Source organism: Agrobacterium vaccinii, assembly GCF_021310995.1.
Classification (GTDB): Bacteria; Pseudomonadota; Alphaproteobacteria; order Rhizobiales; family Rhizobiaceae; genus Agrobacterium; species Agrobacterium vaccinii.
Window position 1 is genome coordinate 673445 of sequence record NZ_CP054151.1, and the last position, 13996, is coordinate 687440.

10 protein-coding genes and 1 tRNA gene are annotated in these 13996 nt (G+C 58.3%); 4 read left to right on the forward strand and 7 right to left on the reverse strand.

Annotated features, from left to right (window positions below):
* Nucleotides 1–3: 3 nt before the first annotated feature.
* Nucleotides 4–1050: a glutathione synthase gene (locus HRR99_RS18175; protein ID WP_233124202.1), complete on the forward strand. Its 1047-nt coding sequence runs from the start codon at nucleotides 4–6 to the stop codon at nucleotides 1048–1050.
* 25 nt (nucleotides 1051–1075) lie between these two features.
* On the opposite strand, the gene pbpC is transcribed toward HRR99_RS18175, so the two are convergent.
* Complete coding sequence (pbpC, locus tag HRR99_RS18180) at nucleotides 1076–3157, reverse strand: penicillin-binding protein 1C (RefSeq protein WP_233124203.1); 2082 nt, start codon at nucleotides 3155–3157, stop codon at nucleotides 1076–1078.
* The gene (locus HRR99_RS18185) at nucleotides 3154–8601 is read right to left on the reverse strand and encodes an alpha-2-macroglobulin family protein (RefSeq protein WP_233124205.1); all 5448 of its coding nucleotides are present in this window, start codon (nucleotides 8599–8601) and stop codon (nucleotides 3154–3156) included. The genes pbpC and HRR99_RS18185 overlap by 4 nt, the downstream gene beginning before the upstream one ends.
* A gap of 267 nt (nucleotides 8602–8868) precedes the next feature.
* Here HRR99_RS18185 and kduI point away from each other — a divergent pair, with 267 nt between their 5' ends.
* Both kduI and HRR99_RS18195 read left to right on the forward strand, forming a co-directional pair.
* On the forward strand, nucleotides 8869–9726 hold the full coding sequence (gene kduI / locus HRR99_RS18190) for a 5-dehydro-4-deoxy-D-glucuronate isomerase (RefSeq protein WP_422387345.1): 858 nt from the start codon (nucleotides 8869–8871) through the stop codon (nucleotides 9724–9726).
* 11 nt (nucleotides 9727–9737) lie between these two features.
* Nucleotides 9738–10073: a cupin domain-containing protein gene (locus HRR99_RS18195; RefSeq protein WP_233124209.1), complete on the forward strand. Its 336-nt coding sequence runs from the start codon at nucleotides 9738–9740 to the stop codon at nucleotides 10071–10073.
* A gap of 92 nt (nucleotides 10074–10165) precedes the next feature.
* On the opposite strand, the gene HRR99_RS18200 is transcribed toward HRR99_RS18195, so the two are convergent.
* The 5 genes from HRR99_RS18200 to HRR99_RS18220 all read right to left on the reverse strand — a co-directional run bounded on the left by HRR99_RS18200 (nucleotide 10166) and on the right by HRR99_RS18220 (nucleotide 13485).
* Nucleotides 10166–10920, reverse strand: a protein-coding gene (locus tag HRR99_RS18200) for an IS5 family transposase (protein ID WP_233121932.1) whose coding sequence is annotated in 2 segments (ribosomal slippage) — nucleotides 10166–10590 and nucleotides 10590–10920 — 756 coding nt in all. Because the reading frame shifts where the segments join, the coding sequence is not laid out codon by codon here.
* A gap of 76 nt (nucleotides 10921–10996) precedes the next feature.
* Entirely contained in the window at nucleotides 10997–11185 is a 189-nt protein-coding gene (locus tag HRR99_RS18205) for a Trm112 family protein (protein WP_111841137.1), read from the reverse strand.
* Between the two features lie 10 nt (nucleotides 11186–11195).
* On the reverse strand, nucleotides 11196–11867 hold the full coding sequence (locus HRR99_RS18210) for an LON peptidase substrate-binding domain-containing protein (protein WP_233124211.1): 672 nt from the start codon (nucleotides 11865–11867) through the stop codon (nucleotides 11196–11198).
* A gap of 103 nt (nucleotides 11868–11970) precedes the next feature.
* Nucleotides 11971–12936 carry a thioredoxin gene (trxA, locus tag HRR99_RS18215; protein ID WP_233124212.1) on the reverse strand — a complete coding sequence of 322 codons (966 nt, stop codon included), beginning with the start codon at nucleotides 12934–12936 and terminating at the stop codon, nucleotides 11971–11973.
* A gap of 39 nt (nucleotides 12937–12975) precedes the next feature.
* Nucleotides 12976–13485 (reverse strand): prolyl-tRNA synthetase associated domain-containing protein, encoded by a 510-nt coding sequence (locus HRR99_RS18220; RefSeq protein WP_233124214.1) that lies wholly within the window; start codon nucleotides 13483–13485, stop codon nucleotides 12976–12978.
* 257 nt (nucleotides 13486–13742) lie between these two features.
* Here HRR99_RS18220 and HRR99_RS18225 point away from each other — a divergent pair.
* A tRNA-Gly gene (locus HRR99_RS18225) sits at nucleotides 13743–13817 on the forward strand.
* The last annotated feature ends 179 nt before the right edge of the window (nucleotides 13818–13996 follow it).

Sequence of the window (13996 nt, forward strand, 5' to 3'; positions counted from 1 at the left end):
TCTATGCGCCTTGCATTTTTCGTCAATTCAATCGAGGGCGAACAACCCACCTTTGCAACCGGGTTGATGGCGATGGCCGCGCTGAACCGCGGTCACGAGGTTGTCTATCTGACACCCGGTGATTTTACGTTGCGTGCAGACGATACGCTTGTCGTGCATGCGTTGATCATGCCACGCCAGAAATACAAAAAAATCGAAACATTCCACTCAGTGCTTCAGGAAAAGAAACTGGAGCGACAGACGATCGATATCGAGGAGATCGACGCTCTCATGCTGCGCAACGACCCGTCGCTGGACCAGACCGTGCGGCCTTGGGCTGTGCATTCCGGCATCCTGTTCGGGCGGTTGGCGGAGCAGCGTGGCGTGGTCGTGTTGAATGACCCGGAGGGATTGGCACTGGCGCAGAACAAGCTGTACTTCCAGAGCTTCCCGGAAATCGTGCGCCCCACGACCTTGATTTCACGCAACGTCGAAGAAATTCGTGCCTTTGCGGATTCGCACCCCAAAGGCGTCATCGTAAAGCCGTTGCAGGGTTCTGGCGGCAAGAACGTGTTTAAGATCGAGTCCAGCAAGGAAACCAATCTCAACCAGATTTTTGAGGCTGTCAGCATCGAGGGCTACCTGATCGCGCAAGCCTATCTGCCTGCGGCCAAGGGTGGCGATATAAGGTTCTTCATGATGAATGGAGAGCCGCTGATGCGTGATGGACAATATGCGGCACTGCGGCGCGTGCCCGCCAAGGGCGATCTACGCTCCAACATTCATGCCAGCGGCACGGCTGAGACCGTCGAGGTGACGGATGACGTCATAGCTCTGGCGGAAATGATGCGCCCTAAGCTGGTGGAAGATGGCATGTTCCTCGTCGGCCTGGACATCGTCGGTGACAAAATTCTCGAGGTGAACGTGTTCTCACCTGGTGGACTGGCGCATATTCGTGACCTCGCCAAAGTCGATTTTACCGACACTATTATCGAATCCATCGAAAAGAAGGTGTCGATGCAACAGGCGTCTGCGGGTATGCTGAGCAACCGGTTGCTGGCGACACTCTAAAAGGTGATGTCCCGTGGAGGTCTGCCTATTCCACGAAAATCCGCACGCTCGATGCGCGGCCATCGGCGTCGATGACGGTGAGGGTGGAAAAGCCTTGACCTTCTGGCACCCATTCGCTGCTGCGGCGACGGGAGGGTTCTGGCAAAGGTTTGCCATTGGCGAGCCAGTGGAAGGGCGCCCGGCCGCCTTGCAGTTTCAGCACGAGTGGCGAAAGGTTGCCTGTCTGGCCGGTGAGCTCGATGCGTGCACCTTCGGGTGGATAAACGATTTGCGGAGAGGCTTCACGGCGGGATGCTGAGAGGAGACCGGACGAGGTTACGCTGAAGCGGCGCTGGTTGGCGGGCAGGTCTTTGTAGGCGAGGCGAGATGCCCCCGGCGGCGGGGAGGCAAATGGGGTAATGGCGACGCCGGATTTATTGAAGGCCTCAAACAGAATGGGGGCGGCAGAGACATAACCCGCAAGACCGGGGACGGAACCATTATCGGCACGCCCGGCCCAAACGCCGATGACGTAACGCCCATCGAAACCCACCGACCATGCGTCGCGATAGCCATAGGACGTGCCGGTTTTATAAGCGATACCGCGTTTTTTCATGCCGAGCGGCGGCAGGACGCCGGACAGCACATCGGTGATGTTCCAGACAGCCGCTTTCGAAAACAGAGGGTCAGCATCCAGCACCTGCGGTGCACCACGCACGCCATCGCCAAGCTTCACCGGCTGACCGCCACTGGCGAGCGCCGCATAAAGCTGGACGAGATCAACCAGCGACAGACCCGCGCCACCGAGCGCGATGGCAAGCCCCGGCGCTTCGGCTTTTGGGAGCACCATCTGCACCGATGCGCGGCGAAAGCGGACCATCAGCGCTGCGGGACTGACGGCATCCAGCAGGCGTACAGCGGGCACATTGAGTGAGAGTTGCAAGGCCTGGCGAATGCTGACATCGCCCTGATACTGCATGTCGAAATTACGCGGGCGATAACCGGAAAAATCGGCCGGGCGGTCTTCGATGATGCTTTCCTGCGCGATGAGGCCATTTTCGAAGGCAAGGCCATAGATGAAAGGCTTGAGTGTCGAGCCCGGAGACCGCACAGCGCGCGTCATTTCCACCCAGCCACGACGGTTGGTATCGAGGAAATCGGACGAGCCGACTTCGGCCATGATGTCGCCGGTGGTGCTATCCGCCATGACAATGGCGACAGAGACTTTGTCTCCGAGTTTCTGGGCGGACCGACGGGCGAGCTCTTCCAGTTCGCTTTGAATTGAGAGGCGCAGGGTCGAGCGTATCTTGTCCATTTTGGGAAATCTGGCACGCGCCGCTTCCGCCATATGCGGCGCAAAGGACGGGAGGTCCAGACGCTTCAGTGGCACGGCAGCAATCGCGGCGCGGGCCGCCTCCCCCTCACCCACCACGCGGGCGACGGCAAGTCGTTGCAACACACGCTCGCGAGCCATGCGGGCTGCCTCGGGGAAACGATCCGGGCGGCGCTTTTCCGGCAATTGTGGGAGGGACACCAGAAGGGCCGCCTCCCCCGTATCCAGCCGCTTCGGCTCCTTACCGAACCATGCAAGGCTTGCGGCCCTGATACCTTCGAGATTTCCACCATAGGGCGCGATGTTGAGGTAGAGATCGATGATCTCGGCCTTGGTCAATCGCCGCTCGATCTGCCATGCGCGAACCATTTGCAGCAGTTTGGCGCTGAAGGAACGGTCTGTGCGCGGCTCAATCAGGCGTGCGACCTGCATGGAGAGCGTCGATGCACCAGAAACGATGCGGCCATTGGTCAGCAACTGCCCGGCAGCCCTTGCCAGCGCCTGAAAATCGACGCCACCGTGATCGAAAAAGCGCTGGTCCTCATAGGCAACCAGCATGCGCACGAGCTGCGGATCAACATCCGCAGCTGTGGTTTTCAGCCGCCAGCGACCAGACGGCGTCGCGAAGGCGCGAAGCAGTTTGCCATCCGCATCCAGCACTTCCTGCGAGGCGACAGCGGCATTGTGCAGCGGCGGCGGATAGGCGCGGTCCAGTCGGTCGAGCCCGTAGACGGCAGCGCCAGTCAGCACCGCTGATACCACGAAACCGCCTATGAACGCGCGCCACTTGATCATTTTTGCGCTGCGCGAACCTCCATGCGCCCGGTCGCGGTGCGGGCCGAGAACTGCGGACGATACATATCCTCAACCGTCGCAGCCGGATTATCGTAGGTGCCGGGCGTGACCGCACGCACAACATAGGCCAGCGTGATGTCCGAGGCATCTCCGGCGGTACGATCGAATGCTGCCACGAAGCGGTCATAGCGGAATTCGGTATGGGCCGTTTCCGTTTCTGGCAACCAATCGAAATTGGTAAGGGCCGCACTGTTGACGAGGCTTGGATTGTCGATCTCGAAGCCCGAGGGCAAAAGGTCGGTCAGCATGACGCGCGATTGCCAGTCGTGCTTCGGCGTCACGTTAATGACGACGACATAGCGTTCGTTCTGCTGCGTTTCGCTGATATTTACCTCTTCTCCAGCAAGCGAATAATAGGTTTTTTGAATATCGAAGCCATCGCCGCCCGCAGGCAGCGGCTGGGCCGGTGGCGCAACGGTCGTGACGACTGCAGTCACCGCATCTGCGGACGCATTGGTGAGCTTGATGGGCGATTGCAGGAGTTCGTCGCCGGTGAGCGTTTTGCTGTAGCCGCCGTCGATCAACGCACCGTTCACATCGAGCCGCACATCCTTGTCCTCGCCCTGAAGCGCGCGCGCCGCAAGCAGCATCCAGGCCTGTTCCTGCGTGCTGGTATAGGACTTTGCGTCCCATGCCTTGGCAACGGCGCTGGCCAGTTGCGGCACGACGGCGGGAACGGGACGGCTTTCTGCGGCAAGCGCCAACGAGGCCGCACCGTCGCGCAACGCGGAGCCGTAATCCGCACGCGCAAGGCTCACCTTGGTGTTAGCCGAGGCCATGCTGAGCGACGCGCCGAAAACGGATTTCGACCTGACGGCATCGCCATATAGCGAAAGTGCCGACGCAAGTTGCGCCTTCGCCAGCGGTGTCGGGAAATCGTTCAGTGCCGTATCGGCGTAATAACGCAGATCGTTGATGGCAGCCTTGCGATTGCGGGCAAGAACGTAGAGAGAGTATGCGATCTCGTTGCCGCGATCCCTTACATTGGTGTCATAGGCAAGGCCGTTTTGCAGATTGTTGAGCGCCTGCACCATGGCAGTCTCAGGGACATCGTAAGACTGTTCTCGCGCCCGGGTGAGGAAGTCGGTGATGTAGGAATCCAGCCACAGATCACCCTCGCCCGGCCCCCAGAGACCGAAGCTTCCTGACGAAGACTGGAAAGACAGCACGCGATAGATTGCCTCCTGCACGCGCTTGCGAATATCAGGATCGTCGGCACCGCCACGCTGCTTCATCAGTTCCGAGACATAGAGCAAGGGCAGTGCACGGCTGGTGGTCTGCTCGGCGCAGCCATAGGGATACTTGTCCAGCATCATGACCAGTGCGGGCACATCGAAAGCCGGGGAACGGGTGACATTGACGGCAACCGACGAGCCGAGCAGCATGCTTTCCGCCAGCAGGTTTCCGTCCACCGTCAGCGTGCTGTTGGGCGCGATCTTGATGTTGCGGCGGGTCGTGACCGGCAGCACAGCGGGGCGCACCGGAATATTCAACGCCTGCTCCAGCGAAAGCCCGCTGGCATTGGAAAGCTTGATGGAAATAGCGCCATTGCCGGGGTTTTCACCCGTCAGCGGTACGGTGAGCGAGGTTTTACCGCCCTTTTGCAGCGACAGTGTCTGCGACAACTCGCCCTCATCCACCGTGATCGCCATGTTGCTGGCAACGGCAAGCGTGTAATCGCCCGCCTCGCCATCGGTATTGGCGATATCGATGCGCATTTGCGACACATCGCCGGGGCTGAGGAATTTCGGCGCGCTGGCGGTAATGACGACGGGATCACGGATGACGACGTCCGACACGGCATGACCGACGCCCGTCTTCGTCCAGGCAACCGCCATCACACGGGCCGTGCCATTGAATTGCGGGATATCTAAACGCACGGTGGCCTTGCCATCTGCGTCCAGCTCCACCGGTCCTTCGAAGAAAGCGACGAGCTTTTCTGTGGGAGGGCTGCCCTGAAGTGCTGTTTGCCCGCCATCTCCACCGGTTCTGAGACGACCCGTGGCGCCTAGCGAACCATCGATCAGGCGACCGTAGATATCGCGGATTTCCAGACCCAGACGGCGCTGGCCGAAATACCATTCGTCCGGCTTAGGTGGCTCATAACGGGTGAGGTTGAGAATGCCGACATCCACGGCGGCAAGGGTGACATAGGCTTTTTCACCCGCACCGGCGCCGGAGACATGGATGGGGATTTCCAGCGGCTGGCGCGGCAACGTCTGCTTTGGCAGATCGAGCGCGATGCCAAGCTTGCGCTCGCCCGGATCGACCGCTAGCCACTTGATACCGATAGCGCGCATGGGCATGCGGCTTTCCTGTGCATCGCCGGGGCGAAACAACGTGGCGGTGACGTAGGAGCCAGCACCCCAATCCTTGGTGACGGGAATATCGATCTCGCCGCCCTTATCGCCGATCTCGACATTCTGAACCGCGATCAGCTTTTCCGAACCGGAGGCGACCATCAATTGCCCGGAGAAACGGGACGTAACCTGCAATTTTGCTGTGTCGCCTATCTTGTAGCTCTGCTTGTCCAGCGCGATTTCCAGCGCATCGGGCGTTTCGGTGGAGCTTGCCGACACGTACCAGCCAGCGTCGAACTCGACGCTGGAGACCGGACCGTTATTCTCAGGCGATTCCACTTCCAGACGGTAGCGGCCCCAGGAGGCGGGTACGGAAATTTCGCCGCCATTGGCATCGACCGAGATCGTGCCGGTCTCCACTTGCTTGGTGTAGACAACAGGTTCGTAGCGCCACGAGCTGCCCTGGCGGTACCACTGATAATTACGCTCGACCTTGATGAGCTTCCATGTCAGCCCGCTCATGGCCTTTTTCGCGCCATCGGCGCTTAGCCCGATAACGTGAAAGCGACCGATGGAGTTTTCCGCGAGATCACCTGAGAACTGCGGCTTGATGCCGATCATCGCGCTATCGGATTTGACCGGCAGTGTGAGCGACCGCTCAACGGCACGACCGCCCGCCTCACGCATGCGAACAGTGATATCGGCAGACAGGAACTGCGTGGTGGACGGCAGATCGGCCAGCGTGACATTGAACGTGGCCTTGCCGTTTTCATCGAGCACAGGCAGCGCATCCAGCGTCGTACGGCTTTCCTCTTCCGTTTCCTCATCGGCAAGACCGAACATGTACCCTTCGAAGCCGGGATGGGTCCGGGTTGGCTTGAGCGCGATTTCGCCCTCGAGTTCCAGTCCGGCAGCGGGTGCACCGTAGAGATAACGGCCATCGACGTCGATTGCCGTTTCACCGGCGGGATCGATCTCCTTCGCTTTGCTCGTCAGATCGAATTCGGTTCTGTCAGGTACGAAATCATCCACGAGGAAGGATTTTTCGCTGATGGCAGCGGTTTTCGGATCAGTGTAAATGCGCAGCGTCCAGGTGCCGCGCATGGCGTTTTCCTGCAACGGCAGGTCCACTGCATGGCCGCCGAGCGCCTTGCCGTCGCTGACGAAACGTCGGTCCTCGACGCCATCAGGCCGGGAGAAGATGAAGGTCAGTGGCAGGTTCTCCACCGCATTGCCTTCGATATCCCGCGCCAGTGCTGCCGCATGCACGGTTTCACCGGCACGGTAGATGCCACGTTCCGTCCAACTGAACACATCAATCGCACCCGGCGCGGCGCGGCCCGTTACACCACGGTCGGAGAGGTCGAAACCGGCGCGGGTCATATCGAGGAAAACGTAATCCTTCTCGCCATTGCGCGCAGTGATGATGGCAGGCGCCTGCCCTGCCGTCCCGCGCATGAGGCCTGCCGAAAACGTGGCGCGGCCTTCGCCGTCCGTGGTGGCGGTACCGAGGATTTCGTTGTTCTTGGCAAGGAGCTGCAGCGAGACGCCTTTGAGCGGTTTTGCACTACTGAGCGCACGAACGAAGACATTGAGGCCATCGGTCCCGGCATAGGTGGTGATGCCGGTATCGGACACGAGGAACCACTGTGTGGCGCGAGAATCCCAGCTCTCTGCGGCAGTGCCAGGTGGCACGGCGGTCAGCATGTAGATGCCCGGCTTGCGCTCCGGCAACGCCTCATCCACCGGGAAACTGGTGGCGACGTCCTTGTTCAGCTCGCTCTTGATATCGATGGCACCCTGCCAGACGAGCTCACCGATTTCCGTTTCGATGCGCTCTGCACCATAGCCATCCATCTGCGTCAGGAACTGCGAATTGGACAGCAGTGCGGTGATATTGCGGTCGCCGACGCGGTAAAGCTTGAGATCGGCGTGGTCGATATTGACGGATACGAGCGGAATGCCGCGGCGGGCGGTGCCGGGGAGAACGAAATTTTCGCCGGTAAAACGCACCGAGCCGGAACGGTCACGAACATAGATGTCCAGATCGACCTGCTTTTCGAGCGGCTCTTCAACCGAGGAAGGCAGACCTGCGCGCAAGGCGATCTTGTAGCGTTGACCGTGGGTGAGTGCCTCCACGCAAATCTCGCTGCCCTTGGCTTCGATGGCCTTTGGCGGTGCGCCATCCAGTGTGACGAAGGATGTGTAATCGACGCCGTTTTTCACCAGCGGTTCGGAAAACTGAATGCAGGCGCGCGGGCTGACGCTATCGGTATCGACAGTGTTGCCGATGACGCGGAAGCCTTGGCGGGTTCTCAGGTCAGCATAGATGGCACGGGTTTGCGGCACATCGGAGAGCGCAAGGCTCGCCTTATAGGCATTGAGCGCGGCGCGGTAGCTCTGCGTCTTTTCGAATGCCTGCGCCAGCGTGTTCAGCGCGTCGGTGCGGGCAGACAGGGTGCGGCTCAGCGAATAGGCATTGAGTGCGGCGGACGCTGCCTGCCCGCTGATCTGGTAATTGTTCTTGACCTTTGCTGCCGAGCGAGAAAGTTCTGCCCAGACCGCGCCGTCGTCAGGTGCTAGCGCCAACGCCGCCTTGTAACCATCCACGGCCAGTGCGTCATTTCCTACGGCAGATTGCTGGCGGGCAGCGGCAAGAAGATCATCCACCTGCTGGCCGTCACCGGCTGCGGGAAGGTCTAGTGTCAAGCGGCGGGCCTGCTGATAAAGGCTGTCATCCACAAAGGAGAGTTTTTGCGGCGCGCCGATATCCGGCTCGCTGGCGACCTCGACCACCTTACCCGCGACAGCGCCGGGGAACGCATTGAGCTGGTTGAAATCCGACTTGAGGAAACACCACTTCACCTTGGGGTTATAGGTAAAGGCCTTGCAGGATGCGTCGTTGATGCAGATGGTTTCGCATTGCGGCTGGGAGACGTTCTGTTCCGTGCGCAGATCAAAACCGAAATAGTCACCGTTCTGCGTAGTGACGATTTTTCGCGTCATCTCCTGAGCGGACACAGGCTGGACGGCTAAGGTTGCCACGACCAACAACAGGCTTTTCAAAGCAGCGCGCATGGACATCCGTCTCTCCCCCGGTCCGTCTGACCGCGCTGACTTTGCTCGCATTCATGAGGAAAAGTCAATGTGAGACCGATGCCCGCAAACAGGCGGCGTTGTGCAGACGGACGGCTGAGGGGACAAATCCATCAGCTAGGTGATATATTTGCCTTACAAGTTATAACTCACCATTTTCAGCCCCTGTAAGAGGCCAACCGCCTTCAAGTAGCGACGGCGCATTGTTGACATAGGATTCTCATCTCATATATGTATGATGACTTTTTACGAGATATGATAGGAAGAGCCGTGGGCCAGACTGAATATACGAACCGCTTCGCCATCGACCCGAAAACCGCTGCGAAATTTGGCACAGAAGAGCTTCGTGAGAACTTCCTGCTGCCGCCTTTGTTCGTCAACGACACCGTTCAACTGCACTACACCAATTACGATCGTATGATTGTGGGTGGCGCCGTGCCCGTGTCCGTTTCGCTTGAACTCGAGGCCATCAAGCCAACGGGCACGAAGTCCTTTCTCGACCGACGCGAACTGATCGTCGTCAATATTGGCGGCAAGGGCACAGTGACTGTGGATGGCACGGCGTTTGAAACCGGCACGCGCGACATGGTCTATGCAGGCCTTGGTGCGAAAGTTTCCTTCGCGTCCACCGACTCTGGCACGCCTGCCAAATTTTATCTGCTGAGCGCACCTGCGCACGCAGCCTATCCGGCAAAACATATCAGCATCAACGATGCAAAGCGCGTCGATCTCGGTTCGCAGGCGACCAGCAACGAGCGCTCGATCTTCCAGTTCATCCACCCGGAAGGCGTGAAGACTTGCCAGTTGGTGGTGGGCATGACCAGCCTTGCGCCGGGCTCCGTCTGGAACACGATGCCGTGCCACATTCACGACCGCCGTATGGAAGCCTATCTCTATTTCGATCTGCCGGAAACGGCGCGCGTCTTCCATTTTCTCGGTGAGCCGGGCGAAACACGCCATCTGGTGATGAAGAATGAAGAAGCAGCCCTTTCGCCGGGCTGGTCGATCCATTCGGGTGCCGGAACCGCGAATTACTCCTTCATCTGGGCCATGGCCGGAGACAATGTCGACTATACCGATGTAGATCCCGTCACCATGGACGACCTGAAATAAGGACCGCGCAGATGAGTAAAAGCAAAGCATTCGTAAACGCCGAGGACGGCACATGGACGCCGACCGAACCCGGCGTTTCGCGCCGCATCATGGCCTACCTGCCGGAGATGATGATGGTCGAGGTCGTCTTCGAAGACGGTGCCGTCGGCTCCCTCCACTCGCACCCGCACATTCAGGCCAGTTATGTCGCCGAAGGCCGCTTCGAAGTGACGATCGATGGTGTGACGCAGGAGCTTGGCGTTGGCGGCACGTTCATCGTCAAGCCGGACCTCGTGCACGGCGTGAAAGCGCTGGCGAAAGGTCGCCTGATCGATACGTTCACCCCCCACAGGGCTGAATTTCTTTGAAACAATGCGGGTTGGCCCATCAGGCTGACCCCTATTTCACGATGACGACTGAGTGAGGCTTAGCGGGACAGGACGCTATGGTGAGGACTCATTCAAGTCCACGCTATGATTGCTGATACGAGAGCAATTGCAGAGAGATAGTTTGCGGCGAGCCTGTCGTATCTTGTTGCGATGCGTCGCCAGTTTTTGAGCCTGCAGAACAGGCGTTCAATGACATTTCTGCGCCTATAAGCTTTGCGGTCGAGTGGATATGGTTTTTTCCGTGTCGCCGATGATGGGATGACGGCCTTGATCTTATGACCTTTGAGCCATCCGCGCAGGCTATCGGCATCATAGGCCTTGTCGGCGAGAAGGCGTCTGGTCGGGCGCACGGCTTCCAGCAAAGGAATGGCCATCCTGATGTCTGCGATGTTTCCTGGTGTCAGAGCAAACGCGACCGGTCTGCCGCAATGATCGGCCAGACAATGGATTTTGCTTGTTCTTCCTCCGCGTGACGTGCCAATCGCTTGCGCCCACGCCCCCCTTTTGAGCTTTGAGCGGAACGATGCGCCTTGATGTGCGTGCTGTCGATGGACAATTCTTCAGGGACGGGGCCGGTTGCAGCCATCTTTTCAAAGATGCGTTGCCAGATGCGCCGTCGTGCCCAACGGTGATAGCGATTGTAGATGGTTTTGGCAGGCCCGTATTCCGGCGGAACGTCACGCCACCGGCAGCCAATTTTCAGCACATGAAGAATACCGGAAATCACACGTCGGTCATCGACACGGCGAGCACCGGGCTGATTCTTCGGCAGGTACGGCTCAATCGCAGCCCAGGCCTCATCAGAAAGCCAGAAAAGATCGCTCATCATGAACATCCTTGCTTTGAAACTCAAACAAGCAAGAATCATGCAATAAAGACAGTTGTTTGATCAGGTCCTCATCCTAGTCTTCTATCGTCCTCGCTTCCGAAACGAGCATGATCGGCACGCCATCGCGGATCGGATAGGCAAGCCGTGCACTCTCAGAAATCAGCTCTCGTTTTTCCCTGTCATAGGACAGGCGTCCCTTGGTCAACGGGCAGACCAGGAGATCGAGCAGTTTCGGATCGACATTGCTGAGTTTTTCGTCCATCTCGTGGCCCTTACTGCAACAGGGTGCCGGGTTCGCTGCTGCCTTGAGCAAGAACGATTTCCGTGATGGCGATCAGTGTATCGGCGCGTGACTTGAGATCAGGTGCTTCCAGAAGTGCCTGCTTTTCGGCAGGGCCGAAAGGCGACATCATGGAAAGCGAGTTGACGAGAACGCGGTTTCCGGCGCGCTCCACACTTTCCCAGTCCGCTTCCAGCTGATTGGCATCGAGGAAGGACCGAAAGACCCGCAGCAGGTTTTCACGGTCAACGGCATCTTCGTCATATTCGCCAGTCAAGTCCGAAAGGAACGGCGCGTGCTTGAAAGTACGGTACGGCGCGCTGGTCGCGATTTCATCCAGAAGACGGAAACGGCACACACCGCTGAGAGAGACGAGATACCGCCCATCTCCCGTTTCCGAAAAGGACGTGACGCGCCCCAGACAGCCGACCTGACTGAGCGGACCATCACCCTTGCCGTTATCCAAACCCTGCAAGGATGGCTGCACCATTCCGATCATACGATCGCCCGACAACGCTGCATCGAACATGGCAAGATAGCGTGGCTCGAAGATGTTCAGGGGCAATTGCCCTTCCGGCAGAAGAAGGGCGCCCGACAGCGGAAACACAGGGACGACGTCCGGCAGATCGGTGCTCTTGAGATATCGTGCATTTCCGACGTGCATGGGAAGGGTCCTCGCTTCGAGACATAGGCCGCGCCGCCTTGCTCCGTTTAAGGCGCCACAACGCTATAAGTGTGGTCTGCGACCTGACATCGCAAGGCGCGGGTCAGGAAAACAGTATCGATGACAGCTTTCTGCGCGCCGATACCGATGCCGGATCCTTGAAGCCCCAGCTTTCCAGAAACTCGACAAGCTGCTTGCGAGCACCGTCGTCCTCATAGGTACGATCCTTGCGCATCACCGTCAGCAACTGGTCTGCCGCTTCATCGCGACGGCCCTGCGCATTGAGGATTTTGGCAAGCTTCATGCGGGCATCGTGGTTGTCGGGATCGGCTGAAAGTTCGCGTTCCAGCGCTGCCGGATCGCCCAGTTGACGGGCTTCTTCATATTGCGCCAGCTTTTTGGATGCCGCCTGAATGGCCGGATCGGCCAGCAGTTCCTCTGGAACGGAGGCCAAGAGATCGCTGGCCCGCTGATATTCGCCAACGGCAATCATGCATTCGGCAATACCGGCAATAGCCGTGGCATTATCAGGGTCCACCTGCATGACGAAGCCGAAAAGCTGGGCTGCACCCTGATGGTCGCCATCGGCGAAAAGCTGCTTGGCCTCGGCCAGGGCAGCATCGATTTCCGCCTGTGGATCGTTTCCAGCAGGGCCAGCAATCTTGTCGATGAATTCTCGGATCTGGCTTTCAGGCACGGCACCCATGAAGCCATCCACCGGGCGACCATCCTGAAAGGCGACGATAGCCGGGATGGACTGAATGCCGAGCTGGCCGGGAATGGAGGGGTGATCATCGATGTTGAGCTTGACGAGCTTAACGCGACCGCCAGCCTCGTTGACGACCTTTTCCAGCACCGGCGTCAGTTGCTTGCAAGGGCCGCACCATGGCGCCCAGAAATCCACCAGCACCGGCTGGCGGCGGGATTCCTCCATGACGTCCTTGGAGAAATTCGCTGTCGTCGTATCCTTGATATGCGAGGCCGCAGCCGCGGCCTGCGGCGCGCTGCCATAATTGACGGAGCCAGTCATATGTCCGCTGTTGGACGTTCCGTAGGGATTATCGCTCATATAAAGTCTCCGTTCATGTCGCAGCGCAAAGATCGTACTTTATTCGGTGACTTTCAAGACGAGCGGCGTGTGCCCCGTCGCCTCCAGAAACCGAATGAGGTCATCGCGGCCAATCATGGTGGTCGCATCGTTGGAAAGCGGGTGGCCGTTGATCAGATCGTGCTTCATCAACTCGCTGTCGAGAACGAAGGTCACATCGTTACCCAGATCATTGATTGCGCCGAAGACGGTAACGGAGCCGGGAACGACACCCAGATACTCCAGCATCTTTTCAGGCCGACCGAACGAAACGCGACTCGAAGCGTCGATGGTCTTGTGAACCGTTTTCAGGTCCACCACCGCATTCTCCTCCACGGTCAGCACGAAGTATCTGTCCTTCTTGTCCTTCACAAAAAGGTTCTTGGTGTGACCACCGGGAATGCTGTCACGCAGAGATTCGGACTCGGCAACCGTGAAAACCGGCTCGTGCTGCACCGTCTTATGCTGGATGCCAAGGCTATCCAGCAAAGCGAAAAGGTCCTGCGCGGTTTTCGGGGTTTGCTCTGTCATCATCACCTTCTTATGCCGTCGGATTCGGTTTTCTCTGACACTGTCATTAAGCCCTCAAAACAGCTTTTGCAATCACCCAGGGGATTTAGATATTGAAATAATATAATGTTTTCCGTTAGTTGACAGCTTTCTCCAAAATTTCTTACCCTTTTTGTCATTTCCCTGTTGCATTTAAAAAGCGGTTGAGCGATATAGCCCTCGTCGCCGCAACGCAGCGACCCGCGGTTCAGCGATCTACCCCGAACCACGGATTTTGAGCGGGTGTAGCTCAGGGGTAGAGCACAACCTTGCCAAGGTTGGGGTCGAGGGTTCAAATCCCTTCGCCCGCTCCAATTTCCTCTAAATGAGTAAATTGAAACTGAAAATCCAGATACATGGACTTTTCTCTTTGCACTTCAATCATCCTCTGCCGCCTTGTGAAACGCTTCATAGTCTTGGGCGACGTGATTATATTTCACGTCCATTATTGTTGTGGAAACACTGAAGCGTGACGACCGCACCAATGGCGCGA